At 35.3% G+C, this 25,375-nt stretch carries 21 protein-coding genes, 1 tRNA gene and 1 pseudogene; 19 read left to right on the top strand and 4 right to left on the bottom strand.

Annotated features, from left to right (window positions below):
* Window positions 1-26: 26 nt before the first annotated feature.
* A complete protein-coding gene (locus tag JUJ52_RS01665; RefSeq protein WP_121603883.1) occupies window positions 27-698 on the bottom strand; it encodes a FadR/GntR family transcriptional regulator in 672 nt (223 codons plus the stop codon).
* Window positions 699-974: 276 nt separating this feature from the next.
* Between JUJ52_RS01665 and JUJ52_RS01660 the strand changes: the two genes are divergently transcribed.
* The 10 genes from JUJ52_RS01660 to JUJ52_RS01615 all read left to right on the top strand — a co-directional run bounded on the left by JUJ52_RS01660 (window position 975) and on the right by JUJ52_RS01615 (window position 11,164).
* On the top strand, window positions 975-1,199 hold the full coding sequence (locus JUJ52_RS01660) for a DUF1659 domain-containing protein (protein WP_026680030.1): 225 nt from the start codon (window positions 975-977) through the stop codon (window positions 1,197-1,199).
* Between the two features lie 39 nt (window positions 1,200-1,238).
* Window positions 1,239-1,454 (top strand): DUF2922 domain-containing protein, encoded by a 216-nt coding sequence (locus JUJ52_RS01655; RefSeq protein WP_026680031.1) that lies wholly within the window; start codon window positions 1,239-1,241, stop codon window positions 1,452-1,454.
* A gap of 255 nt (window positions 1,455-1,709) precedes the next feature.
* A complete protein-coding gene (locus JUJ52_RS01650) occupies window positions 1,710-1,850 on the top strand; it encodes a YvrJ family protein (protein ID WP_080668622.1) in 141 nt (46 codons plus the stop codon).
* Between the two features lie 456 nt (window positions 1,851-2,306).
* Window positions 2,307-2,579, top strand: coding sequence for a DUF5344 family protein (locus tag JUJ52_RS01645; RefSeq protein WP_026680032.1), 273 nt, complete (start codon window positions 2,307-2,309; stop codon window positions 2,577-2,579).
* A 48-nt stretch (window positions 2,580-2,627) separates the two neighbouring features.
* Window positions 2,628-3,065, top strand: coding sequence for a hypothetical protein (locus tag JUJ52_RS01640; RefSeq protein ID WP_026680033.1), 438 nt, complete (start codon window positions 2,628-2,630; stop codon window positions 3,063-3,065).
* A gap of 177 nt (window positions 3,066-3,242) precedes the next feature.
* Window positions 3,243-6,311: a beta-galactosidase gene (locus tag JUJ52_RS01635; protein ID WP_121603881.1), complete on the top strand. Its 3,069-nt coding sequence runs from the start codon at window positions 3,243-3,245 to the stop codon at window positions 6,309-6,311.
* A gap of 288 nt (window positions 6,312-6,599) precedes the next feature.
* Window positions 6,600-7,220, top strand: a complete 621-nt coding sequence (locus JUJ52_RS01630) for a YesL family protein (protein WP_026680035.1) — start codon at window positions 6,600-6,602, stop codon at window positions 7,218-7,220.
* An 18-nt stretch (window positions 7,221-7,238) separates the two neighbouring features.
* Window positions 7,239-9,497 (top strand): helix-turn-helix domain-containing protein, encoded by a 2,259-nt coding sequence (locus JUJ52_RS01625; protein ID WP_121603880.1) that lies wholly within the window; start codon window positions 7,239-7,241, stop codon window positions 9,495-9,497.
* 485 nt (window positions 9,498-9,982) lie between these two features.
* Window positions 9,983-10,540 carry a hypothetical protein gene (locus tag JUJ52_RS01620; protein WP_166530163.1) on the top strand — a complete coding sequence of 186 codons (558 nt, stop codon included), beginning with the start codon at window positions 9,983-9,985 and terminating at the stop codon, window positions 10,538-10,540.
* 153 nt (window positions 10,541-10,693) lie between these two features.
* Entirely contained in the window at window positions 10,694-11,164 is a 471-nt protein-coding gene (locus JUJ52_RS01615; RefSeq protein WP_228088588.1) for a hypothetical protein, read from the top strand.
* Between the two features lie 288 nt (window positions 11,165-11,452).
* Here the strand turns inward: JUJ52_RS01615 and JUJ52_RS01610 are convergent.
* A pseudogene (locus tag JUJ52_RS01610) lies at window positions 11,453-11,782 on the bottom strand (IS21 family transposase); the annotation flags it as partial.
* A gap of 272 nt (window positions 11,783-12,054) precedes the next feature.
* Here JUJ52_RS01610 and JUJ52_RS01605 point away from each other — a divergent pair.
* The 5 genes from JUJ52_RS01605 (at window position 12,055) to JUJ52_RS23665 (ending at window position 17,301) form a co-directional block, all read left to right on the top strand.
* Window positions 12,055-12,834, top strand: a complete 780-nt coding sequence (locus tag JUJ52_RS01605) for an ABC transporter ATP-binding protein (protein ID WP_205389063.1) — start codon at window positions 12,055-12,057, stop codon at window positions 12,832-12,834.
* Complete coding sequence (locus JUJ52_RS01600) at window positions 12,824-14,989, top strand: ABC transporter permease (protein ID WP_205389062.1); 2,166 nt, start codon at window positions 12,824-12,826, stop codon at window positions 14,987-14,989. Before JUJ52_RS01605 ends, JUJ52_RS01600 begins: the two co-directional genes overlap by 11 nt.
* Window positions 14,990-15,013: 24 nt before the next feature.
* Entirely contained in the window at window positions 15,014-15,682 is a 669-nt protein-coding gene (locus JUJ52_RS23555) for a response regulator transcription factor (protein ID WP_205389060.1), read from the top strand.
* 4 nt (window positions 15,683-15,686) lie between these two features.
* A complete protein-coding gene (locus JUJ52_RS01590) occupies window positions 15,687-16,724 on the top strand; it encodes a sensor histidine kinase (RefSeq protein WP_121603862.1) in 1,038 nt (345 codons plus the stop codon).
* A 325-nt stretch (window positions 16,725-17,049) separates the two neighbouring features.
* The gene (locus tag JUJ52_RS23665; protein ID WP_281950024.1) at window positions 17,050-17,301 is read left to right on the top strand and encodes a YesK family protein; all 252 of its coding nucleotides are present in this window, start codon (window positions 17,050-17,052) and stop codon (window positions 17,299-17,301) included.
* Window positions 17,302-17,534: 233 nt separating this feature from the next.
* Here the strand turns inward: JUJ52_RS23665 and JUJ52_RS01585 are convergent, their stop codons facing one another.
* Both JUJ52_RS01585 and JUJ52_RS01580 read right to left on the bottom strand, forming a co-directional pair.
* The gene (locus JUJ52_RS01585; protein ID WP_166530158.1) at window positions 17,535-17,747 is read right to left on the bottom strand and encodes a hypothetical protein; all 213 of its coding nucleotides are present in this window, start codon (window positions 17,745-17,747) and stop codon (window positions 17,535-17,537) included.
* A gap of 39 nt (window positions 17,748-17,786) precedes the next feature.
* Window positions 17,787-17,861: transfer RNA gene (locus tag JUJ52_RS01580), tRNA-Cys, on the bottom strand.
* 520 nt (window positions 17,862-18,381) lie between these two features.
* Here JUJ52_RS01580 and JUJ52_RS01575 point away from each other — a divergent pair.
* The 4 genes from JUJ52_RS01575 to JUJ52_RS01560 all read left to right on the top strand — a co-directional run bounded on the left by JUJ52_RS01575 (window position 18,382) and on the right by JUJ52_RS01560 (window position 25,270).
* Window positions 18,382-19,386 (top strand): ABC transporter permease, encoded by a 1,005-nt coding sequence (locus tag JUJ52_RS01575; protein WP_226983558.1) that lies wholly within the window; start codon window positions 18,382-18,384, stop codon window positions 19,384-19,386.
* Between the two features lie 15 nt (window positions 19,387-19,401).
* Window positions 19,402-20,307 carry a carbohydrate ABC transporter permease gene (locus tag JUJ52_RS01570; RefSeq protein ID WP_121603860.1) on the top strand — a complete coding sequence of 302 codons (906 nt, stop codon included), beginning with the start codon at window positions 19,402-19,404 and terminating at the stop codon, window positions 20,305-20,307.
* An 87-nt stretch (window positions 20,308-20,394) separates the two neighbouring features.
* On the top strand, window positions 20,395-21,996 hold the full coding sequence (locus JUJ52_RS01565; protein ID WP_205389056.1) for an extracellular solute-binding protein: 1,602 nt from the start codon (window positions 20,395-20,397) through the stop codon (window positions 21,994-21,996).
* 130 nt (window positions 21,997-22,126) lie between these two features.
* Window positions 22,127-25,270, top strand: coding sequence for an alpha-mannosidase (locus JUJ52_RS01560; RefSeq protein ID WP_205389053.1), 3,144 nt, complete (start codon window positions 22,127-22,129; stop codon window positions 25,268-25,270).
* The last annotated feature ends 105 nt before the right edge of the window (window positions 25,271-25,375 follow it).

Genomic DNA, 25,375 nt, shown 5'->3' with positions numbered 1-25,375 from the left:
ATTGCTCTTGAAATTCTGTGCATGCTTTATAATCTTTTTTTAAATTCATTAATATAAGCATCAACATACTTTGTAGCACCATCTATATCTTGATGTCGAATCGCGTCTAAAAGCTCGCTATGAATTTCCTTGTTATAATCGAATTGATTATCCATTAGCATAATATCGCGGATAGAGGAATATAACGGATCTGTCATATGTTCATATAAATCTTGTAGCAGCTTATTATTTGCAGCTCTTACCATATTTTTATGAAAAGTGATATCTGCTTTAATAAAATCCTCCATAGCACCTCGTTCAGCCGCATCCTGACACTGTTTAATACTTGCGTGCAGCTTGTTTATATCCTCTTCACTTCGGCGTTTTGCTGCCAACTGAGCTGCCTCTTTTTCTAAGGCTAATCTAACCTCTAACGTTTCTAGTAGATCAGATTTTTCGATGTAGCGATGCATTGCAGCTTCTAGGGAACTTGATGAACGGACAATCGTTCCGCTTCCTTGTTTTGTTTCTAATAAACCTGCGTGTACTAAAGCATGAATAGCTTCCCTTAATGTATTACGACTAACACCGAATTCTTCCATTAATTCCATTTCAGGTGGAACTTTATCACCAATAGACCAATGACCATTTTCAATTAAATTCTCCATTTGCGAAACAACTTGGTCGACTAACGATATGCGATTCGTTTTCTTAAGCATTCTTTACACTCCAAATTTGTAGGATGATTGGTACATAGGATATATTATCAGATCGTCATAAGTATGTAAATAAAAGCATCCTTTTATGTGCAGATAATAAAAAAATCAATTATCCTTTTTACCTGTTGATATTATTCAATTCACATTCTCCCAGCTGGTTAAGTGACCCTCTCTTTTCTCTATGTCTAATAAATAACGTCACATATTTTTCTTTTCCTTTCATGCCTCCTTCTTACTATTCCATACGAATGTAAGGATAGAAGGAGGTGAAGAAATATGGCAACGACACAAATAATGGACTCTTCATTATGGTTGGTATTTGACGGAGGCTTGGATGAGGTAACTGGAAAATCAATCGTTAAGACAAAGAGCTTTAATAACGTCAAACCTACAGCAAACGCAGAACAGCTATATACAATAGCACAAGCGATTGCTGGATTGCAGCAGCTTCCGCTTCATTCCGTTGAACGTAAGGATACCTCAGCCATTGAGCCAGTCTAAGGAAGAAGAAGGTAACTAAGTAAGAAGGGAGGGAATACGTTGAAAAAACTAGAATTGAAATTTGCGAATAAAGAAGGAAAGACAGTAACTTATTCGATTGATCACCCCATAGTACCTGCAGACCCAACTGCTGTTAACGCAGCTATGGATGAAATTCTCAAACAAAATGCATTTTCGTCAAGTGGCGGGGAGCTACTTTCTAAAAAGAGTGCTCGAATAGTAGAACGGATTGTTGAGGAGATAGATATTAATTAACGGCACCAATCCGTAAAGAGGAAGAGAGCTGTACCAAAAGACAGCTCTCTCTTTCTAAACAATGGGAATACACGCTCTTTTTCATGATCAGCCTCAGCCTATTGTGAATACAAAGGTGTCTTTAGTCGGTTGTTCTTCAAGCTGGAATCTAGGTGATGCCAGTTATTCTACACGAAGCTGTTTATAACAGCCATTTTTTAAACGTAGTCTAGGCTATATTTTAATTTTCATTTAACTAAAAAGGAGGCTATGGCTATGGATCCATGGATAGCTTTTATTACAGATGTTGGCTTTCCGATAGCTGTAACATTTTATCTATTGCATCGGATTGAAGGGAAATTAAATGTTTTAATCGATTCCATTCATGCATTGCCAGAGCGATTAAATTATAAATAACTGAAAAACTTCGGAGTCACCAGATTCCGGAGTTTTTCATTATCCCATTAAATAACTATGATAGTCCAATTTTCCTACTTACTAGTCACAGTATGTCGATTAATAAGCGAATCTAGTACTTTTTTAACTTAGAAAATAAAAGGTAATCACTTATAATTTTAAGGGGGTTTATCCTACATATAACTGCCAGTAAGCCCCCGACCTCAAGCAATAAAGAGAAGCTAACATTGGTAAGTGAGATCGACTGCCAGTAAATGTTCGATTGCTTCAAAGGTCTTTAGGTTATACCCTAGTGGTACTAACAATTAGTGTGGGATAAACAAAATCCCCCAACTGCTTGAGGTTTTCATTTTATAATACCGAGTACCTGCTGCATTACGTTAAGCAGTTAATTGTCTTCAACATATGAAGACAGTATTATTTTTGTGAACCAAAGAAGAGAGGATTATGTAATTCATGAATGAAGAAGTAAAAATCGAACGTGCACCTATTGATAAGGCATTATCAGAGCTTCAAGCTACCATTCAAAACTTTGAAAAGTCCTATACAAGCATGAACAAAGAAGATAATACAGGTGTTATTCTGCATAAGCTTGAAGAAATTAAAAACACATTTGAGCAAATCAATTCTTCCTACCACGCTTTAAAACATAATAACTCAAAAGCTACGAATCAAGCTGTGGAAAAAATGCAAGGAATGGACCATACCCAATCGACTTCTATGTATTGAGATAATGCTTTTGCGTAATATCTATTAAGCTTTTAAGGATGATGTACTATGTATAAGGTAATGCTTCTATTAATTGGAACACTACTAGTCATAATGGGCTGTAGTAATGATGATGCAAGCAAGATAAGTAAAAATGCTTCTCAAGTTAAACAAGTCTTAGAAGATAATTTAACCTATTCTGAAGATGAAAATATGGATAAGTATCTGGAGACAATTGTAGAAGCGAGTAGGGAAGATACAAAAAAACAATTAGAAGTATTTTTTAAGGATTATGATATTACGTATGAACTATTGGATTTTAAGGTAATAGAAGAATCGAATGATCGCATTGTAATTGAGGCAGAACAGCGGGCAACGGCATCATTTATTGCAGCTGGCGAATCGTATCGTGATCATATTGCACATATGGAGTATGTATTTGTCAATGAAAGCGATGGATGGAAAATTGCTAGCTCAACTGTGACGAAAACAAATATCATTAAATAGTAACGATATGACGTTAATTCACATTCTAGCTATCTAATTCGGTGCATGTAGAAGCAACATGCAATAAAAACATAGTTTACGATAATCACATATTTACAGTGCCTTACATCACATGTACGCTAATCATGTAAGTTCAATTCTGAATATTACAACGTTATGTGGATGGGAGCACGCTATATGGCAAAAACAATTATTTTTTATGATTATGATTTTCCTATAGATGGTAATAGACCAAATAGATCTATTTTGGAAGACTTAAATGGAACAATTGTAACTGCTAATTCATTGGAAGAAGCTCTTGATGATGATCAGGTAACTTGTTTTATTAATCTACATGGTTCATTTTTTCCTAAAAATGCTTGGAAGGCGATCTATTCTTATTTAACAACCGGAAAAGGTATGGTTCACTTTGGTGGCATCCCTTTTCGAGTTCCATGCTTTCAAGAAGACGGCAAATGGAAAAAAGAACGTGAACAGACTGCGTACCACCAACAATTAAATATTCACGAGGCTTTGCCAGTAAAAACGAAGCAGGTCACGCAATTACAATCCAATTATGATATTCCCATTTTTAAAGGAAAGGAAAAGCTATTTGCCATCCAAGATACATATAACTTTATCCTGCATGTTACCAAATCCAGTTCTTTAAAGGGAGAAATGGGTGCAGCAGGACCAATGGATGCTAGGATATTCCCTTTGCTACAAGGATTTACGGATTCCGGAAGAAAAGTAGCTGCTCCGAGTGTTCTGATTGAAAATAGAAACGGAGCGTTTACAGGCGGTCGATGGATATTTATTAATCAAAGGATGGATAAACGGTTTTGGAGCAAATTAGGAATTGAATTTTTGGGAGAATTAGCGCTATTTACCAGTCATGGTGTGACGGAGATGTCCTTGCAGGTGAACTATGCTACATATGAAAAAGGGGAACAACCGATGGCTAGCTTACAGATGGAGTCCTTTACCGATGCACCTGTCCAATGGGAGGTTAGATTAACAGTAAGTAGCAATTCAGAACCACTTTATACAGAGACTATATCAATAAAAGCTAGTAAACAACGCTATAATCATTCATTTATTATTCCGATTACGATTGAACCTGGATTATATCATGTAAGTTGTTATATTGAGTCAGAGAACGGTGAGGTACGCTCACTCTATCAGGGATTCTGGGGGATGGATAAACAGCTCTTGGCTAGAGGGGAGCCCTTATACTGCGATCGTGATTACTTCCATAAAAACGGACAACCTATGCCAATTGTTGGAATGACCTATATGACCTCAGATGTTGCTCGTTATTTTTTGTTTCTCCCTAATGCCCATTTATGGGATAACGATATGGCACAAATGAAACGTGCTGGGATTAATTATATTCGTACTGGAATTTGGACAGGCTGGCGCAATATGATGTTTATTGATGGATACATGGATGAAGCCGTCCTCCGAGCCATTGATGCCTTTATACTATGTGCTAAAAAACATGATATCGAGGTCACCTTTACGTTCTTTTCCTTTACTCCTGAGGCTTGGGACGGTGAGAATCCTTATCTTGATTCTCGTAGCTTGAAGGCGCAAACACGTTTTATTACGTCGATTGTTTCTAGACATGTAGAAACAACAAATATTAACTGGGACTTAATTAATGAGCCGTCTGTATTTGATCCCAACCGTCCATTTGCTGGTCCTAAAACTAGTCATGATAGCTATGATCGCAGAAACTATCAGAAGTGGCTTAAAGCACGGCACGGAACTGTACGTGAATTAAGAGAAAGGTGGAATGTAACGGAAGAAGAATTACCTTCTTTTGCAGCAGTTGAACCACCAGAGGCCTCTGAAATCAATTTTGGAATAAGGGATATGATGTCTGGGAAGAAAGGATTATGCTGGCTTGATTACACCTTATACACGATGGACATGCATAATAAATGGGTAAAGGAGCTAGCAAGTTCGATTAAGAACTTAGCTGGTGATCAGCTAGTTACTGTGGGACAGGATGAAGCACTTGGTGGATTGCGACCATCCCCATTGTTTTATAGTGAAGCCGTTGATTATACCAGTAACCATACATGGTGGTTTTTAGATGACTTAATTTGGGACGGAATATTCACTAAAACGCCTGCAAAACCTAATTTAATTCAAGAAACAGGAATCATGTATGTTGAAAATGCAAATAATCACGCCAAAAGAAGTGAGGAAGAATTACGAAATATATTAGAGAGGAAGTATGCTTATGCTTTCTCAACTGGTGGAGCGGGTGCAGTTCAATGGCTGTGGAATACAAACTACTTTATGAATAATATTAATGAATCAAATATTGGAGCAATACGTGCAGATGGGACTGAAAAACCAGAGGCAAATGTATCCTATGATTATGGAGAATTCATGTATAAAATAAAAGATTTATTTAGAGGTAGGAAGTTAGAGGATATTGCTGTAGTTTACCCATTTTCTAATGATTTCTCCAATCGTAGATATTCCATAAGGGCGACTACGAAATTAACACGTGTATTAGCTTATGAAATGAATATGCCATTTCGAGCTGTTAGTGAATATCATGTAGAAGAAATATTGAGCGATTTGCCCAAATTACTTATTATTCCAAGTCCACATAATTTTAGTTCAAGTACATTCGATACGATATTAACAATGGTAAAGGACAAAGGCGTTAATCTGTTATTCACTGGTGCAATTAGTATCGATGCATATTGGGGCCATACCTCTAGAACAGAATCGATTCTAGGTAAAACCAAAACACAAAATCTTGTTCGTGAAGAAATACTTGAAATGAATGGGCAGGATTACTTTGTATCGTTTGGGAATGAAAAGATTGGTGAATTGTTGAAAGAAGTAGATGTAGGTGGAAAGACTATGAAAGAAGTTCCATATGGAAAGGGTATGATTTACTGGTGTGGGTTACCTGTGGAGTTAAACGAACGTAATGAACCAATAATAGCTTTATATTCCTATGTTATGAGACGATCAGGAATACCTGAAGAGTTTCAATGGAATAAAGGAAACCTCCCCGGGATGTATGGAAGAAAATTAACCTTCAAACATGGTTGTTTATATATATTTGTATCAGAATGTTCGAAAGATATCGAAATAAAGATTACCGATCAAAAGACGAATACTAGTTATCTATTTTTACTCGAGTCAGAGCGTACTGTAATGTATGCAACGGATATGAAAGGTACTATAACAGCGGTATATCGACCTGAAGAGGTAGAAATTACAACGAAAAATTAGAATAGGAAATGTGTACGAGAAGGAAACGAATAAGGCTTAATTTCTAATAATTAAGTCTTATTTTTCTAAATATTATAATAAAAGAAAGATTTCTATGCTATACTTGCTGAAAGGTGTTTTTTCTTGTCGATAGTTGTAAAGTAGAGCTATTATTCTATTTTAATTATTAATACATCCAATTATTTCCATTACGCCACTTGATTTGGTATTTACAAAAGAAGTTCAGTTGGGGATTAGGAGGGGTAGTTAGAAACAACAAGGTAAGCGTTTGCATAGGAGTGATATAAATTGTCTTTATTTAATGGTTTTTTACGATGGATATATGATTTTGGTAATTGGCTTTATAAAGTTATGTATTTACATATTTTATGGGTAGCTTTTACCTTATTAGGATTAATAGTATTTGGTGTTTCCCCTGCAACTACAGCCTTATATACAGTCATGCACAAATGGTATGAGAAGGACTTCGATATACCGATATTTAAAAATTTTTATGCTGTTTATAAACAGCATTTTAAGACTAGTAATGCATTTGGTATTTTATTTATGAGCATTGGGGCATTTATGTATATAGATATTGCCATATCGAAAAATTACATTCAATCCTTTTATTTTCATGCATTACTTTTATTTATTGGTTCATTATATGTTATTATGCTGCTCTATTTTTATCCTGTATTTGTTCGTTATAACTTAAAATTCCATCAATATATTAAACAATCCTTTCTTATTGCATTGGCCAGACCATTAGAAACAATAGCAATGATTATTAGTATTATTCTACTTTTATATGTATTCTATTTCCTGCCAATATTATTGGTTTTTGCTGGATCATCAATAATTGCTACACCTATCATGTGGTTTGCCCACCAAGCTTGTTTACAGATAGAGAATAAACAAATGAGTTAGTTTATAAGGGGGGAGATTATGTGGAGATATTGGAAAAAGCCTAGACTGTTATATAAATATATTATTTCTTATTTATTTATATTTCTTGTACCTTTTCTTCTTATGAGCATGATAATTTATTATAACTCGGTTTCCAGCCTACGAAAGGAAATAGAACAATCCAATATTAATAAATTGGAGCAGGTTGAAAACATAACCAATGAGCGAATGAAGGAGTTAGAAACATTAGCAGCGAGAATTTCATATGATCCAAGATTGACGCCATATATGTTTAGCCATAATTATTATGGTGGAGAGGCTATTGATGAATTAAACAAATATAAAGCGAATAGTTCCATTATTGAGGAATTGTTTATTTATTACCATAATGCAGAAACAATATATTCAACGCATGGCTCCTATTCCATCGATGCTTTACTGAATAATAAGTACCGTTTTAATGAATGGAAAAAGCAAGATTTACTAAATGATTTACATTCAACAATTCCGTTTATTAAGCCAATCGATCATGTTGTAATTAACGAGGATGAACATGAGAATATGATTGCTTATTTATTTCCTATTTCTCCTGGGAATCCAAGTCCCTATGGTACAGTCATGTATTTTATAAAAGAAAGAAAAATGACAGATCTTATTCAAAATATCCTTGGTGATTTTGAGGGGAATGCATATATTATTAATGAAGACAATCAAATTATTGCCTCCAGTATTAATGATGATTCTATAAATATAAAGAAAGTTGATTATGCTTCTTCAAGTAGAAGCGGAATTAACAATGTAACGATAGATGGTAAAGACTATTCGATGGTGTCTGTTAAATCCGATATGAGTAATTGGAAATTCATTACCGTAATGGATAGCAATCAATTTTTTAAGCGGTTGGGAAATACTAGTTTAATAGTTTTTATATTATTAGTTATTATATTTATTATAGGTTTTATATTGGCAATTTTACTTGGTAACAATCAATACAAACCGATTCGAAATATCGTTGAAATTACGAGAAAAGGAAAAAATAATACGCAAGAAATGGAAGGAGGTAATGAACTAGAAACGATAAGACAAACCATTACAAATGTATTTGAGGATCATCAAACCTTAAATGAGGCAATGTATATGCAAAAGCCATTTGCAAGGGATCAGTTTTTTGTAAAGCTGTTAAAAGGCGATATTCCGACTAAAGAAGAAATAGAGACTCTTTCCAAGGCATTACAAATAGACCTGAAGGGTGGTACCTATTTTGTTGGAATTATTTATTTCGATAAAGGAATGTTTCATGAAGCTAATATGTTAGAACGTGAGAATTTATTTAATAAATTGTCTGATATGTCATTTGAAAATGCTAATGCTCATGGAATAGATCTTTTATATAATGATGCAATGGCGGTGATTATCAGTATAGAAGAAAGCGCAAAGCAGCCTAGCGAATTACGAAAGCAATTAGTACTAGAAATTCGACAGTTTATCAAGGAATTCTCGTTGATAGAGCCTACGATTGGAGTAGGAGGTCTTTATACGGAGAAAATACAAATAAATCGATCCTACATTGAGGCGCTTGCAACGATTGAATATAAATTCATAAATCCTCCAGGCAGTATTATTTATTTTGAGGATATTAGTCTAGAGCCAGAGCAGTCTCTTGGTTATCCAAAGGAAGAGCAGATAAAGATTATTCAAAGTATAAAACAGGGTGATAAGGTTGTAGCAATTGAAACATTGCGTCACATTTTTTCCAAGTTAGATCATAATGATTATTCCATTCAAGTTTTAAAATGTATTTGCTTTGACATAATCAATACAATCGTTAAAACGATCTCGGAAACGGGTTTGAGTAATAATATTCAAGATTTTAATCGGATAGTAGACTTTTATTCCATTGAGCAGTTACATACAAGATTGGAAACATTGGTCTTAGACATTTGCCAAGAAGTAAAAGGCAAAAAGGAAAGTCATAATGACCAGCTTCGCAATGATATTTTAGCGTATATTCAGGAAAACTATCAACACTATGAGCTGTCCTTGGAAAGTATTGCCCTAAAATTTAAACTCTCTGTTTCTTATCTTAGTAGGTTTATAAAAGAGCAGACAGGGGTTACCTTTACGCAATACGTACAGGAACTGCGAATGGAGAATGTTAAAAAACAGCTAAAAGAGACGCAACAGCCAATTAAAGATATCGTTGTGCAGGTTGGCTATAAGGATGTTGCCAATTTCACTCGTAAATTTAAAAAAATTATAGGTGTTACTCCAGGGCAATATCGTAAATTGAATAGATGAGTTTGAGTGGCTCCATCTATGAGAGGCAAACAGACATGCAAATAAGGAAGCTCCGAATTATAATCCGAGTAAAGTTTTATCCGGATCGTAGTTCGGAGTAGTTTTATCCTACATATAGCTTGCAGTAAGCCCCCCACTGATGGAAGTTTCACTTAATGCCTGTAATTAGCTATTGTTAAGCATATCAAAAATCACATACTGTAAAAAAACTGTACATAGTGGATGGCTAACGATGCTTTATATACGTCTGGATAGCAGAATGATTACAATTATAAGATAAGAACATATTGATTCTATTTATTAAGCTAAGCAAACTGAAGATAATTAACAATATAGCATGTTGAAGGGGGGAAAAAGCGATGACTCAAGATACTTCAACAATTTATCTTTTTTAAAAATTATTACTTTTTTAAAAGGGTTTTAGATTTATATGTAGAATTATGTAATATAAGAGCGCTCAAAAAATTTAAAAAGAGGATTTTTTTATGAGAAAATTATTCGTTGTTTTATTAGGGTTTTTTCTTGTTTTTTCAGCTTCATCCACGACTTTTGCAGAATCAGTACAACAAAATACGTCAAACAATATCACTCCAGCACATCTTGAAATTATTCAAAATACACTCAACACTCCAAATCCTGACGGTACTCCAGCTCAAATCACTAACAACGAATCTCAAGATTCAATTTCTACTCAAGCAACTCTAGGCACGATTACACCAGTTTTTATAAGAGCATCTGATAATTCTACTCAAGTTTATGTATACTTAACTTATGCTGGGAATAAGGCTGCTAATGCTGTAAAGTTCAGTAAAATGGATATCATGCACAGTTCAGTACTTAATCGTACGGTATATAAATCATTTCCAGCAAAAACTTATAATTTTGGCATAGCATCTACTTATCACACTACTTATATCGGCACTGCAAATGTACCAACAAACCAAACAAAAGTAAGAGTCTCAGATTCTGGTCTAATGGTATATGTAACAAGCTCCGGTTGGTTGAGTGCCACGAATATTATTGGACAATGGCCAATTCAATAAAACTTTATACTTATTGATTAAAGAAACTAAGGTACAGATTAGAAGTAACTGTTGGTATAGTTAAAGTACTCTATGCGATTATATGCTATAGAGTAATAATATCGAGATGTTCACTAGAGCATCTCTTATTTCTTTTTTTATTGAGGTGATTACGTGGATCATGATGAGTACAAAGCATATTTGAAGCAGCAATATTCCCATAGGATTCGACCGTTACAATCAGTTAATGACGTTATCTCCGCATTTCAAAAAAAATTAGATATTGCCGAAACAGAATTATCAGAATCCGAAGTTATTTTCTTAAAAATGACAATCCTTAACTATATTAATGCACACAAAAACGCCCCTATAAAATCTAACTTGGATAACTTAAATTTCATTTCGTATGAAGTAGTAAGAAATGAAAAAAGTGATCATTACTACAATCATATGAGGATTGCATCTGATAATGAAAGAATACTTGTCATTATTGAATCCCAGTTAAATGCAATAACCTCCAATTGCGAAGAACTAAAAGTGGATATGCTTATCGAACGTGGAATCGACACATCTCATGTTAATCAAGAAACACCTGAGTTTTTTGCATATCTAATACTTTTTGATTCTCATAATGAGAATCATTGACTACGACAGAGGATAAAAAGACAACATTTTATAGAAAAGTGAAAGAGTTACAGGAAAATTAATTCTCGATTTTAAGAGTCTATTCTCGGATGGCGTCAGGGAAATGTGCTTAGTGTTGTAAATCCGCATTTTCTTGACGCCACCCGTAATACTGCATCAAAATAAGAACAATTATTGCGTAAATTAATTTTACGCTAAATGCCTTGATTAAGTACATAAATTTTAGGCAAAAGGATAAAAATTATTTTTTCAAATTGGAATGTTGTATATAACTCCATCTCAAAAACGAAGGTTTAAACGCCTGGTTTCCTTATAATGTTCAAACTCTTTCGTTAAGATAAGATCCCCGCCATTTTCACTGACCACGATTAAATTATCCTGATCATAAACGATTTCTCTTGGGATTCCTCCATACCACCGAAATGCATCTTCATGTGCTTCCATCACATCCTGGGTAGTGAAAGGTCTGTCTAACCATTTTTTATATTTGTATCTCGAGTTAGACAAAACAAATGCGATAAACCTCAGCTTCACCTCTTGATTGTCAGGTGTTCTTTGTTTTGTATGACCAAAATCAATCTGCATTTGTTCTCCCATTGGCTGGTCAGGAATAGCTTTTTCCGTTTGCTCGTTCATTTTGAGTAATCATTGGATTTAATTTAGAAATCAGTTGAATGCTTTGTTCTTTTGTATAAAGTACCCTACGCAATGCCTTTCAATAATTGAGCTATTGAGGTGCAATTTATATTGATAAAAAATACCGAAGCAACTTCTCTTATTTTTCCTTTCAATATTTGTAAGTGTTTCTAGTCTTTTATGCTGGTTATAATGTGTATAACTCAATTCGATTATAATTTCGAAATAGCATAATAAGGAAGGTGTTTGATACAGTGGTCAGACAAGGAAAATTACTAGAAGTTCAAGACTTACAAAAAAACTACGGAAAGAAAAACAATATAACAAAAGCTTTAAATGGTGTTAGTTTTGATGTTCTTCCTGGAGAATTCTTAGGAATAATGGGACCAAGTGGATCTGGTAAAACTACTTTATTAAACTGTATTGCAACAATAATAAAACCAACATCGGGGCGTGTACTTTTAAATGGTGAAAACATCAGTGCTTTTGACAGTAAGGATTTAGCCGAGTATCGCGGTAGTCGAATTGGATATTTGTTTCAAGACTTTGAATTACTGGATAATCTAACTGGACAAGAAAATATACTATTACCATTATCTATTCATGGGATAGATTTTGCAAAAGCACACACTAAATTAGATGATCTAGCGTTTTTTTTAGAAATTACAGATATTCTTAATAAATTTCCATCTCAGATGTCTGGAGGACAAAAGCAAAGGGTAGCTGCTGCACGTAGTTTGATTTCTAATCCAGACATTGTTCTTGCAGACGAACCGACTGGAGCATTAGACACACGCTCTGCAAGAACATTAATGAATAAGTTGGAAGGTATTAATAGAAGTAGAGGAAGAACAATTTTAATGGTCAGCCACGATCCTAATGCTGCAAGTTTTTGTTCTAGAATCCTTTTTATTCAAGATGGTGTGATATTTCATGAACTGCGCCGCAAACATGATGAGTCACAAGAGAAATTTTATGAGAGAATTTTGCATTTACTAGCTCAGCTTGGAGGAGGAAGTGTAAATGTTCTCTAGGTTGATTTATCGTAATGCTAAACGAAATCGTAAGGAGAATTTAATCTACTTTGCAACACTTGTAACAGCAGTAGCCTCGTTTTATATCATTCTTTCACTTGGGAGACAAGATGTTATTTTATTCTTAAAGGAGTTTGAAAGTGATGCGATTGATAAACTTTTAGCTCAAATGCCAATTGTGTATCTATTTTCATTATTTTTATTATTTTTCTTAACTTTATTTGCTAATCGGTACCAATTAAATCGAAGGAGTAAAGAGTTTGGGCTCTACCTCATGTTAGGAATGCGCAAGGAACGCCTTATTCTTCAACTTTTAGCCGAGGGGTTTATTACTTCTATTTTGGCACTTATTGGAGGCATTTTGATAGGCGGATTTTTAGCAGAAATAATCAGCTTGACGGTATCTAAATTAGTCGGGCAGGGAATTATCGGTCATCAAATCAGCTTGTCGGTAGGTGCGATTTTCTTTACCATAGTTGGTTTTCTATTCATCCAGTTTATAGCGTTAGCCATTCTTGGGGGAAGATTATTTAATCAAGAGGTACATCAATTACTTTATGAGCAAATGGATAAGAAACAAGATATGGGGCATTTGAAAGGCAACGTTATCAATATATTAGTAGGTTCTATCTTATTAGGCGCTGCATATTGGATTGTTTTATACCGTTTTATGGATTTTGCAGGACTGATTTTGTTCGCGGCATTGGCTCTCGGAAGTTTAGGAACAATCCTTTTTATGAGAGGATTTGCAAAATTACTAGGCTTATTGGCAAACATGTCCGAGCGTAAATCGACGAAAGGTCTGCACACATTTACATTAAGGCAGTTTCAAGAAAACATAGCAAATCGATCTACTTCTGTTGCAGTAACATCGATTCTCATTATGCTCGCTATCATTTTGCTAACAGATGGTGCTTCGACTATCATGGGGTTAGAAAATGTTTATACTAGAGGTCCCGCGATCTATGATTTTACTGTTAATAGCGATAATCAAAAGGCTGAGCAATTTCTTACGTCAGAAAAAATGGTATCATATGTAGAGGACTTAAATTTTCTTGAAATTGGACAAATGAAATATCAAGATGAACATGGGGAAGACGACTTGCCTTTATCGTTGGTAGACTGGTCAAAATTAAGAGAGCAACTAATTATGGCTTTGCCAAGCAACTATAGAGAGCAAATTTTATCTGGAGAAATGCAATATTATGATATCAGTTCAGAGAATCCTGAAGCACTTAATCTTTTTGGGGTACTAGAAATCGATGCAACAAAACCCTACCTCATTCCTGAAACATCTTATAATGGGCTTTTAGAGGCGATAGGAGAGACACCACTGAACCTAGATTCAGATGAAATTGCTTTATACTTTAATCCAGATTTTATGCCTATGGATGATGTAGACATTATGCCTGTACTAGATCGTATTCTTGAGGATGCTCTAGAAGAAAGGCAAAGTTTAATGAGCATTAATGATCAGGAAGTATTTATACACCCATCAATTCCAATGAGAGGATTAGTAGCAGATCGTTCCGTAGAAATTACCTCAGCATTTATCGTCCCCGATCAAATGTTTGAACAATTACTAGATACGGAAACCTATGTGTCTTATTGGAATTTTTGCATTCCACAAAAGCTGCAAGAACAGCAAGGTTTAATGAAGGCAATGATGGAGGCTAGAGATTTATTACAATCCTCAGGCTTCGAGTTTGAAAGTTATTTACAAAACTTTGGACGGAAACTTTTCTACGTTGTTGCTGGAAGTTATACGACACTATATTTGGGATTCTTATTCTTAATTATTGCCTGTACGGTAATAGCTTTACAATTTTTGACGCAGATGAAGCAGACTGGACAACGCTATGTAACGCTTTCCGTGTTGGGGGCAAAACGTAAGCAAATGAAACAATCGGTGCATAGACAGGTGTTGCTGACTTTTCTGTTACCTATGTCTCTCGCATGCGTCAGTGGAGCGGTTGGCATAAGGGCTATGATTTCATTTGTTATTATTTACTTCGATGATCAAGTGTTACTGTATCCGATTGCCCTTACCTTTGCCTGTCTTGTACTCGGCATTTTTGTGATTTATGGCGTAGCAGTAGCACGTTCAGCAGATCATGAAATTGATAAATTGCGTTGGAAGCCAAATATCGATTAAGGAGAAGTCAAAGGAGGTGCTAAAGTGGCGAGGATTACAATTGTTGAAGATGATTTATTAATGAGAGAAGAGTTAATGGATATATTGCAAAAAGAAGGGTATGAAGCGGTAGCAATGGAAGATTTTCAAGATATAGCACTTCAAATAGCTACTTTGGTACCAGACTTAGTCTTATTAGATATCAATTTACCGGAACAATCAGGATTTGAAATATGCAAAAGTCTAAAATCAAAAGGGATTGGTCCCATATTGATTCTTACATCTAGAGATAAGTTACAAGATGAATTACATGGTTTTCATTTAGGCGCAGATGATTACCTCATAAAACCATGTAATCGAAATAGATTGTTAGCGCGTATTCAGAACTTGCTCAGAAGATTTAAAGAGCAACCAAAGTTAGTAGATGGTGGCAGTTTTTCGCTAGACCCGAATACCTTTACTTTGTATAAGGGATCTCGGTCGTTGTTATTATCAGCTAATGAAGGAAGAATTTTATTGGCTCTAGTGGAGCATAGACCTGAGATTGTATCCAAGTCAACATTAAGTGAACTTTTATGGGGAACGGAGCAATATATAGATGAAAATGCTCTTCAAGTAAATCTGACTCGCTTACGAAAAACACTACGGCAAATAGACTTGGAGAATCATATTGAGACAATAAGGGGTCAAGGTTATCGACTTAGGGGTAGGTGAAACCATGAAATGGATAAAGCAAATCTATGATTGTTTTCATGCTTATAAACTATGGTTTCTTATTTTAATTACTACAGATCTTCTATTTATCTTTCTAGCCTGGTTGGCTTACCCAGAAACCTTTAAGGTGTTAGTAGGACTAATGATTATTTTTACTCTAACAATGATATCGTTGTCCGTATTCATCATCATTAGAAAGCAAAAAATTATAGAAGCTGTCTTTCAAGATTTTTTATTAGAACCGAACGGGGCGAACGAAGAAATATTATGTCAGCTATCTCCTAAGACAAATTGGTCATATATCCGTAGAATGGGAAGTGTCATAAGATCATATCAGTCAAAACTTAATGATCAAGTCATTGAGTTGAATGATTATGAAAATTATATAGAAGGATGGGTTCATGAAATTAAAAAGCCCCTGTCATTGATGACATTGGTATTAGATAACCGCAGTGATGAAATATCTCCCTTTGTTAGGCAGCGTATGCTTCATATTAGGAATCAAATGCTTGGAGACGTAGAGCGAATTTTGTATTTTGCAAGACTTGGGGCTACTCATAAAGATTATATTTTTGAGTCTATAAATTTACTAGCATTTTGTAAAAAGACAATTGAAGACCATCAAACACTAATAGATGAATCGGGTTTTCAAATACAATTCATAGGTGAAGAAATGGAAATTTTTTCTGACCGCAAAGGATTAGCTTTTATATTAGAACAAATAATCGCTAATAGTACTAAACACGTTCCACAGAATGAGGATAGTCCAATTTTGAAATTTGAAACGGTTTATGACAAAGTGAGTGATCAAACTTTTTTAAATATTAGTGATAATGGACCTGGTGTATATGAAGAGGATTTACCATTTATTTTTGATAAGGGCTTTACTGGAAGGAGAGGTACTTATACAAGACAATCGACAGGTATGGGACTCTTCTTAGTGAGCAAGATGGCTTATGATTTGGCAATTCAGTTGGATGCAAAATCAGAGCTTGGTTCGGGGTTAATCATATCGCTAATATTTCCAAATGTGAAACAATAAGCTGTCATACTGAGCTTGATATGATTATCTATAGTGATGAATTAGGTAACAGTACTATACAGGCTTTACAAATATGCAATCAACATTGTTGTTCGATTTTAAATAATGAACATTTTAGGTGATTAGGAATTCGAAAAAATTAGTGAATTATTAAGGAGATTATTATGGAGCTGTACGGAGAAAATACATCATTATCATTTCTAATTTTCTTTTGCTTATCTAAAACGTTTTCATTCTCTCTCCCTTTTAACATGTTTTCAATATTATATTTTTGGATTTAGAATATGGTTAAAAGTAAAATATAAAACAAGTTGGGGTGTAATCTTTGAAAAGTCTATTAGGACTAACACTAGTATTTATCGTTGTTATAGTCATTATCTCCTTACCTTTAAAACAAATGAAGTTTCTTGTTCCACTTATATTCATTTTATTTAGTATCATTTTATTTATTATAAGTACTATAGTTGGTCAGTGGGAAGGAATGCAACTAGGAGTGATAAGCGCATCTTTATTCATAGCCTCTCCTGTTTCTTTGATTCTGATTTTTGTTTTGCAACAATTAAAATTCAAAAAGTAAAAAAACAAAGGATGCTTTCATGTTACGCATTCTTTTGTGGTTGAATATTAGCAACGTTTATCTGCAAAATCGAATTTCTGCTGCTGTCTATGTATCATCAGTTTCTCCACAGTTGTAAAGCATGGTATTACAACTACACTTCTTAATCCTATCTTTTTATAACATTTATCATGAAGTACGCAGCAACTATCCGTATAATTAATTGGTGCGCTACTACCATGATCTCGAGGCGGTTAACCATAATTCCCTCCACAGTGTTGATAGCCTCCTGGAAAACAACCATCCTTTGACCACCATGCATATGGTGTAATTTTATTTTCCGAATCAAACTTTGGATTGTCTGACAAATCTTTGTTTGATTCTGGAATCTCACTATCTCGATAGCTGTCATCAATAACACTTACTTTTACTTCCACCTCACGATCAAGCGTAATTCCAACTAACATAGTTTCATCTTCTTATAATTTTAATCTGGCTGCAACCAGTGGAGGTGGCACTCGGATTTGAACCGAGAGTCAAGGTTTTGCAGACATTCGCCTTAACCGTTTGGCCATGCCACCATTTGTTGTCGGTTAGATAAAGAGGAATTATAAGCCTAAACAATCATTCTATTACACCAAGTCTCAGCATCGTCAAGATTTGAAACAGGAGTTAAAAATGAAAATCACCGAATGCTTCTACAATAATGTTTTTTGGATAGGCTCCAGTATTTGGAATTTTTCGAGCAATTCGATTAGTGCTCCTGCAGGAGGAAAGGCATCAGTGAGACCCCATAGCGCACGAGCGTCCCACGAAAAAAAGCGAAGTATATTTCTTGAGTAGTTCATAGCAACGATCATTTCTAGTTGTTTGTTTTTTTGATTAAAACATTTTTGTCCCCACCGATACACTTTATCAAAACGATGAAATGTAAAACGGAACATATTAAAACAAATGTAACATAGTACAATTGGTGAACCCCTTGATAAACGGTATGTGTACAAACTGGCTGACAAGCTATAATGAAAATCACATATTGATTGTATTTTCTGAAAAATATAACATGTAAGCAGTTTCTTAAATTGGAAGGAGGGCAAATACGTGGGCACAGCTAATTCTCCGTTAAGAGAGGAAGAAATGCAGGCTTACCCTGTTGAGGGTGAAGCTTTCAGTAAAAGCAATAAGATTAACAAACCTAAAAAACATCGAAAGAATAGAAAGATCCTACAGAATTGGCAGCTATATATATTTGTCCTGCCAGCGTTTTTATACTTTTTCATCTTTCATTATATCCCAATGTATGGTGTGCAAATTGCCTTTAAGAATTTTATTCCTACATTAGGCATATGGGGGAGCGAATGGGTAGGATTTGAACACTTTACTCGATTTTTTGAATCCTATTATTTCTGGGATTTAATTAAGAATACGTTAGGCATTAGTATATATGAATTAATCGTTGGTTTTCCACTACCGATTATCTTAGCATTAGCTTTAAATGAAGCGAAGGATGGATTGTATAAAAGAACGGTACAAACGGTTACATATGCGCCCCATTTTATTTCCGTCGTTGTCATGGCTGGTATGATAATTGCTTTTCTATCTCCCGCCACAGGAATTATCAATCATGCTATACAATTACTTGGTTTTGAACCAATTGCTTTCTTAAGTGATCCTGCTTGGTTTAAAACCGTATATGTATTATCAGGCGTATGGCAAAGTACAGGTTGGGGTACGATTATTTATCTTGCCGCATTATCAAGTGTAGATCCGCAGCATCATGAGGCTGCGATTGTAGATGGAGCATCTAGATTTCAACGTATCTGGCATATTAACATCCCAGCAATTGTTCCCACTATGATTATCTTATTAATAATGAACGTAGGAAATATTATGGCAATGGGCTTTGAAAAAATATTATTACTACAAAATCCACTTAATCTTGAATCTTCAAATGTTATTGCAACATTTGTCTATCAAGCAGGTTTATTAGATGCACAGTATAGTTTTGCTGCTGCAGTCGGTTTATTTAATGCAGTCATTAATGCGATTCTACTTGTAACGGTAAACCAAATTGCAAGAAAAACAAGTGAGACTAGTCTTTGGTAGGGAGGGACAGACTATATGGGCTCAGCAATCCAAGATACAAAAAAAGATAAGGCGTTTAAAGCGTTGGTTCTATTATTTCTTACTGCGGCATTATTGATTGTGCTGTATCCATTAATTTACATTATTAGTGCATCAATAAGTAATCCATCAGCTGTTAATACTGGTGAGATGTGGTTGTTTCCAAAGGAAATAACGCTAGAGGGATATAAGTTAATATTTCAAAATGATGATATTTGGCGAGGATATTTAAATACGATTCTATACACCGTTTTAGGAACCGTCATTAATTTAGGAGTTACTATTCCAGCGGCTTATGCTCTATCAAGAAAAGATTTAGCAGGGAGAAATTTATTAATGGGTATGTTTGTATTAACCATGTTTTTTAGTGGTGGATTAATCCCAACGTATTTAGTTGTTAAGAGCTTAGGACTCATTGATACGATTTGGGCAATGGTTTTACCAAATGCTGCCGCTGTTTGGAATATTGTAATTGCTCGTGTGTTTTTTCAAACTTCTATCCCTAAAGGGTTAGAGGAAGCTGCAATAATAGATGGGGCCTCAAATTTTAAGTTGTTTACAAAGATTATTCTACCTCTATCCGCTCCAATTATTGCTGTAATGGCATTATTTTATGGAGTAGGACATTGGAACAGCTACTTTAATGCATTAATCTACTTATCGGATAAGGAAATGTATCCACTTCAACTCGTACTAAGAGAAATACTTGTATTACAGGAAATGGCCTCTCAAAATACAAACATGACAGGAAGCATGGCAGAAGCAATGCATAGTAAGCAACAGCTTGCTGCTATCGTTAAATATGGAGTTATGATCGTCTCTTCCCTTCCTGTTATTATCGTCTACCCTTTCCTACAGCGTTATTTTGTTAAAGGTGTTCTCATCGGCTCATTAAAGGGCTAATCAATATGAAGTGATATCGATTCGCGAGGAGGTGACCACTTCTTATCATTTAGGAAATCTATTACATGTCTGAAAGGGGATTGTAGGATGAAAAAAATCGTATATTTGTTGTTAATTACTGGACTTTTAGTAGTTACTTTAGCTGCATGTAAATCCAAAGAAACAAATGAAGAGTCTGCTTCGGCTACTGATGTCGAAGTAAATGAAGAAGGTTTTCCAATTGTTGATGAAAAACTTGAACTGTCCATGATGGCACCTGGAACTGGTGTCGCTGAGTGGAGTGATATGCCAACCTTGCAAGTATATGCTGAAATGACAAATATGGAATTTGAGTATATTACACCTCCGTTAAATGACTTTCAAACAAAGCTAAATCTAGCATTTGCTAGTGGCGACATAGCAGACATTATTTATGGTGCAGGCTCAAGTAACTTCACACCAGCAATGGAAGTAGATTATGGTGAACAGGGTGTATTAGTACCATTGGAAGATCTGATAGCTGATCATGCTCCGAATCTGCAGAAGCTTTTAGAAGAAAGACCAGATGTAAAGAAATCGATAACAACAATAGATGGTCATATTTATGCACTACCGACCGTTGCTGAAGGACCTACTTCTAGCTGGTATCGAGGACCTTTATGGTATAACGGTAAATGGCTAGATGCATTAGGAGTTAAAGAATTACCTAAAACAACAGACGAGTTCTATCAACTATTAAAGCGATTTAAGACAGAGGATCCCAACGGTAATGGGAAGGCTGATGAAATTCCGCTTCTTGATGTGAAAATGAATAGCTCTAGACCATGGCTGTTAGGAGCATTTGGAATGAAAGAATGGGGAATAGAGGAAGTGGACGGGAAGGTAAGGTATACACCAATTACCGAAAACTATAAAGAATACTTAACATTTATGAATAAGCTTTATGAAGAAGAATTATTAGATCCAGAGACCTTTTCGCAATCAGATGAACAAAAAAAGGCAAAAGGGCAAGAAAATCGAATTGGCGTATTCCCTGACTATTTTTCATTCTTTACAACTGGAGAATCTGAAGAAGAGGCAATGAATAATCCGATGTTTCAACCACTAACAAGCTCGATTTCAAATAAAGCAATTATCCCTAGAAGCCCTGCTATTCAGAGAGGTACGTTTGCGATTACTAGCAATAATCCTAGTCCTGAAGCTTCTATTAGATGGATAGATTATTTTTACTCTAAGGAAGGCTACGAATTTTTGAATCGTGGCCCTGAAGGTTACATGTGGGAGTGGAAGGATAAAGAAGGAGGGGAGAAGGTTGATCGCGAGGTACCAGAAGGCTTTAAATCGGAAGAAGATTATCGTGGCACGATCACCCCAGATTATGGGATTTCCACCCCTACAATTAGTGGCCCGATAGAAGGTAGAGCCTTATCTGAATTCGATAAATTTATTGCTACAGAAACAAATGAAAAAATTTCGCCTTATGCAGAGGTTCCGTATCCATTGGTTTATTTATCACCAGAAGAACAGAAGAAGGCAAATACGATCGAAGTTGATTTGCAATCCTATGTAGAGCAAATGGAAGCTAAATTCATAACAGGTGTTGAATCATTATCAAACTGGGAGGAATATATAAAGACAATTGAAAACATGCAAATCGAAGAATATATTGAAATTTATCAGGATGCTTATAACAGATGGTCAGATAGTTAATAAAAAATGTATAGGATAAGCTAGATGCGTGTTGAATAGTAAAGTACTTTAACAATGGCTCGTATGTCTTTTTGGAATGTCATACGAGCCGTTCTTACATAGCTAATTTGTTAGTGAGGTGATGACAACGGTGTTTTTAACAGAAGAAAAACTAAAAGCAAGAATGGAAGAGCTTTCCGTATACAGATATCGAGATGCGAAAAAAATAGCAGAATGGACTTTTCGTATAGATGAAGAAGGTGAGATTGGTGCATATCCACCTAACTCTATTAGTGACAATACAACAATTAGAATCGGAGACAGGTGGGAAGGTAGAGATTTATATGTATGGTTGTCTGCAAATGTTCCCATTCCAAAAGAGTGGGATGAAAAACAAATAATTGGCTTTTTTGATTTTGGTAACACAGGTGGAGGAAATAATTCAGGATTTGAATCATTATTATTTGTGAATAAACAACCCTATCAAGGCGTTGATTCCAATCATAAAGAGGTTTTTCTTTCTAGTGATTATGCTGGAAACACGCTAGCCTTGGATTTTCGATTATGGTCAGGGCTCGAAGGAGGAGGCCATCCTACTAATCAAGAATATAAGTTACGAAGAGCAGAAGTTGCTTGGCTAGATGAAAGCGTCGATGGTTTTTATTTTGATGCGAAGGCGATGATCGAAACAATCCAGGTATTAAATGAGAATCAGCCGGAGAAGCATCAATTGTTACAAATACTAAACCAATCGATCAATAAAATTAATTGGTTAAACCCTGGAGCTTCGAGCTTTTATGAATCGATATATCATGCACAAACCTTTTTAACGGAACAGTTACAAACACTAGAGAAATCAAATCACGTTACTTTCCATGCTGTGGGGCATACACATATTGATGTAGCTTGGTTATGGCGATTAAAGCATACAAGGGAAAAGTCAGCACGATCTTTTTCCACAGTACTTCGTCTGATGGAGCGCTATCCAGAATATAAATTCTTACAAAGTCAACCACAGTTATATGCCTATTTAAAAGAAGATTATCCAGCTATCTATGAATCTATCAAACAAAAAATAGCCGAGGGTGCTTGGGAAGCAGATGGAGGTATGTGGCTAGAAGCTGATTGTAATATCCCATCAGGAGAATCACTTGTCCGGCAGCTATTAGTAGGAAGAACGTTTTTTAAAGATGAGTTAAATATAGAAAGTGAATATTTATGGCTACCGGATGTGTTTGGATATAGCTGGGCGCTGCCTCAAATATTGAAGAAATCTGGAATTAAGACATTTATGACAACAAAAATAAGCTGGAGTCAATTTAATCGAATGCCTCATGATACGTTTTATTGGCGAGGAATAGATGGTAGTGAAATACTTACACATTTTATTACCACGACAGAGCCTTGGCCAGATTCAAGATACTATACATATAACGGCTTCATGACACCACAAGTGATTAAGGAATCATGGGAAGCATATAGGGATAAACAACTGAATCAAGATCTACTGATTTCTTATGGATATGGCGATGGTGGTGGTGGAGTAAATAGAGAAATGCTGGAAATGCGAAGCAGGATGGATAAATTACCTGGTCTTCCCCGTGTGAAAACGTCTCGTGCAAAGGATTATTTTCGAAAGTTGCACGAAACAATGGAAGAAACCGAGAACTATGTTCATACATGGGATGGGGAATTGTATCTTGAATTTCATCGTGGAACCTATACCAGTCAAGCATTCATGAAGCGAATGAATCGAAAGCTTGAATTACTTTATAGAGACAGTGAGTGGCTTAGTACAATAGCTTCTGTTTATCATGATAATTTTTCACGCTATCCGGATGCTTCCTTATTAATAGGCTGGAAGGCGATATTGCGAAATCAATTTCATGATATCATCCCTGGCTCTTCTATTAACGAAGTATATAAAGATGCTAAGAAAGAGTATCAGGAAGCAGAAGATATTGGGAACAATACGTGGAATGATGCTGTTTCAAGTATTATTCAGAGTGACAAAAATAAGTGGACAATATTTAATTCTGTACCGTGGAATCGAGATGATACTGTATTTATTCGTAAGTCTGAGCAGATAGATATGAATGGAAAATGGGTGGATAGTGACAATAAATTATTAACTACACAGGTCACGGAAGAAGGCTGTTATGTTTATGTTAAAGACGTCCCAGCAATGGGCTGGAAAGGGATAGCGTATCAGTCTGCAAGTGAAGCACGAAAGCAAGCTGCTGCTCCGGTTTTTAACCATACTGAAGACGGGATTATCTCCCCATTTTATATGGTTTCTTGGAATGAAAAGGGGCAAATTACTCGTCTGTATGATCGTAAAAATAATCGAGAAGTACTGGCAAAAGAAACGATTGGAAATGTATTACAAGTATTCGAAGATAAACCGCTTATGTTTGATGCGTGGGATATTGACATATTTTATCAAGAAAAGATGGAGGAAGTATCGTTATTGCAATCTATTCATGTAATTGAAACTGGCGACTTACATGCTACCATTCGTTTTGTTTGGAATTATGGTCGGTCGGTTATTCAGCAAGATATGATTGTCTATCGAAATCATCGACGTATAGATTTTAAAACATCTGTAGATTGGCAGGAAAATCAACGTTTGCTTAAAGTAGCCTTCCCTGTTGATATTCGTTCAACAGAGGCAACGTATGATATTCAATTTGGAAATGTCAAACGGCCAACCCATTGGAATACAAGTTGGGATTATGCAAGATTTGAAACAGTTGGACATCAGTGGGCGGATCTTTCGGAAGAGGGCTATGGCGTTAGTTTATTAAATGATTGCAAATATGGCTATGATATCAAGGATAATGTCATAAGGCTTTCCCTGCTCAAATCGCCGATTCATCCGGATCCAGGTGCAGATAAAGGCTATCATGAATTTACGTATGCATTATTTCCTCATCAAGGTAATTGGAGCGAAGGGCAAACCGTGGAAGCGGCGTGGGCATTAAATAAACCACTCATATTTAGTAATGGAAGAGTCAATGAAGGAGATTTTTCCATGTTTCGTTGCTCTGTCAATCATGTGATGATAGATGCGGTTAAAAAGGCAGAGAATAGCGATCAAGCAATTGTAAGGATTCATGAATTTACGGGGAAACGTGAGGAAGTATCACTTACTAGTGACTTTTCCATTTTATCATGGCAGGAATGTGATCTAATGGAGCGCGTGATTGGAGAGAAACATCATGAAGAACAGATTAAGTTTTACATCAAGCCATATGAAATAAAAACATTTCTAGTTAACCTTACGAAATCATAGAAGTAAAATGTTAGTCACTCTGTGTATTACTAATTAACTTATTACAAAGATGAAACTACCATAATAGCAAGTTTTTGTTTAAAAACATTTAGGTCGCACCTCTAT

Source organism: Virgibacillus sp. AGTR (assembly GCF_016919725.2).
Classification (GTDB): Bacteria; Bacillota; Bacilli; order Bacillales; family Amphibacillaceae; genus Virgibacillus; species Virgibacillus salarius.
The sequence above is the reverse complement of the archived record's forward strand: the minus strand, read 5'-3'. Positions and strand labels throughout refer to the sequence as shown.

Coding starts and splice junctions, on each gene's coding strand:
- JUJ52_RS01665 (WP_121603883.1), bottom strand. CDS start 698: ATGCTTAAGAAAACGAATCGCATATCGTTAGTCGACCAAGTTGTTTCG.
- JUJ52_RS01660 (WP_026680030.1), top strand. CDS start 975: ATGGCAACGACACAAATAATGGACTCTTCATTATGGTTGGTATTTGAC.
- JUJ52_RS01650 (WP_080668622.1), top strand. CDS start 1,710: ATGGATCCATGGATAGCTTTTATTACAGATGTTGGCTTTCCGATAGCT.
- JUJ52_RS01645 (WP_026680032.1), top strand. CDS start 2,307: ATGAATGAAGAAGTAAAAATCGAACGTGCACCTATTGATAAGGCATTA.
- JUJ52_RS01640 (WP_026680033.1), top strand. CDS start 2,628: ATGTATAAGGTAATGCTTCTATTAATTGGAACACTACTAGTCATAATG.
- JUJ52_RS01635 (WP_121603881.1), top strand. CDS start 3,243: ATGGCAAAAACAATTATTTTTTATGATTATGATTTTCCTATAGATGGT.
- JUJ52_RS01625 (WP_121603880.1), top strand. CDS start 7,239: ATGTGGAGATATTGGAAAAAGCCTAGACTGTTATATAAATATATTATT.
- JUJ52_RS01620 (WP_166530163.1), top strand. CDS start 9,983: ATGAGAAAATTATTCGTTGTTTTATTAGGGTTTTTTCTTGTTTTTTCA.
- JUJ52_RS01600 (WP_205389062.1), top strand. CDS start 12,824: ATGTTCTCTAGGTTGATTTATCGTAATGCTAAACGAAATCGTAAGGAG.
- JUJ52_RS01590 (WP_121603862.1), top strand. CDS start 15,687: ATGAAATGGATAAAGCAAATCTATGATTGTTTTCATGCTTATAAACTA.
- JUJ52_RS01585 (WP_166530158.1), bottom strand. CDS start 17,747: ATGTTAGTTGGAATTACGCTTGATCGTGAGGTGGAAGTAAAAGTAAGT.
- JUJ52_RS01570 (WP_121603860.1), top strand. CDS start 19,402: ATGGGCTCAGCAATCCAAGATACAAAAAAAGATAAGGCGTTTAAAGCG.
- JUJ52_RS01565 (WP_205389056.1), top strand. CDS start 20,395: ATGAAAAAAATCGTATATTTGTTGTTAATTACTGGACTTTTAGTAGTT.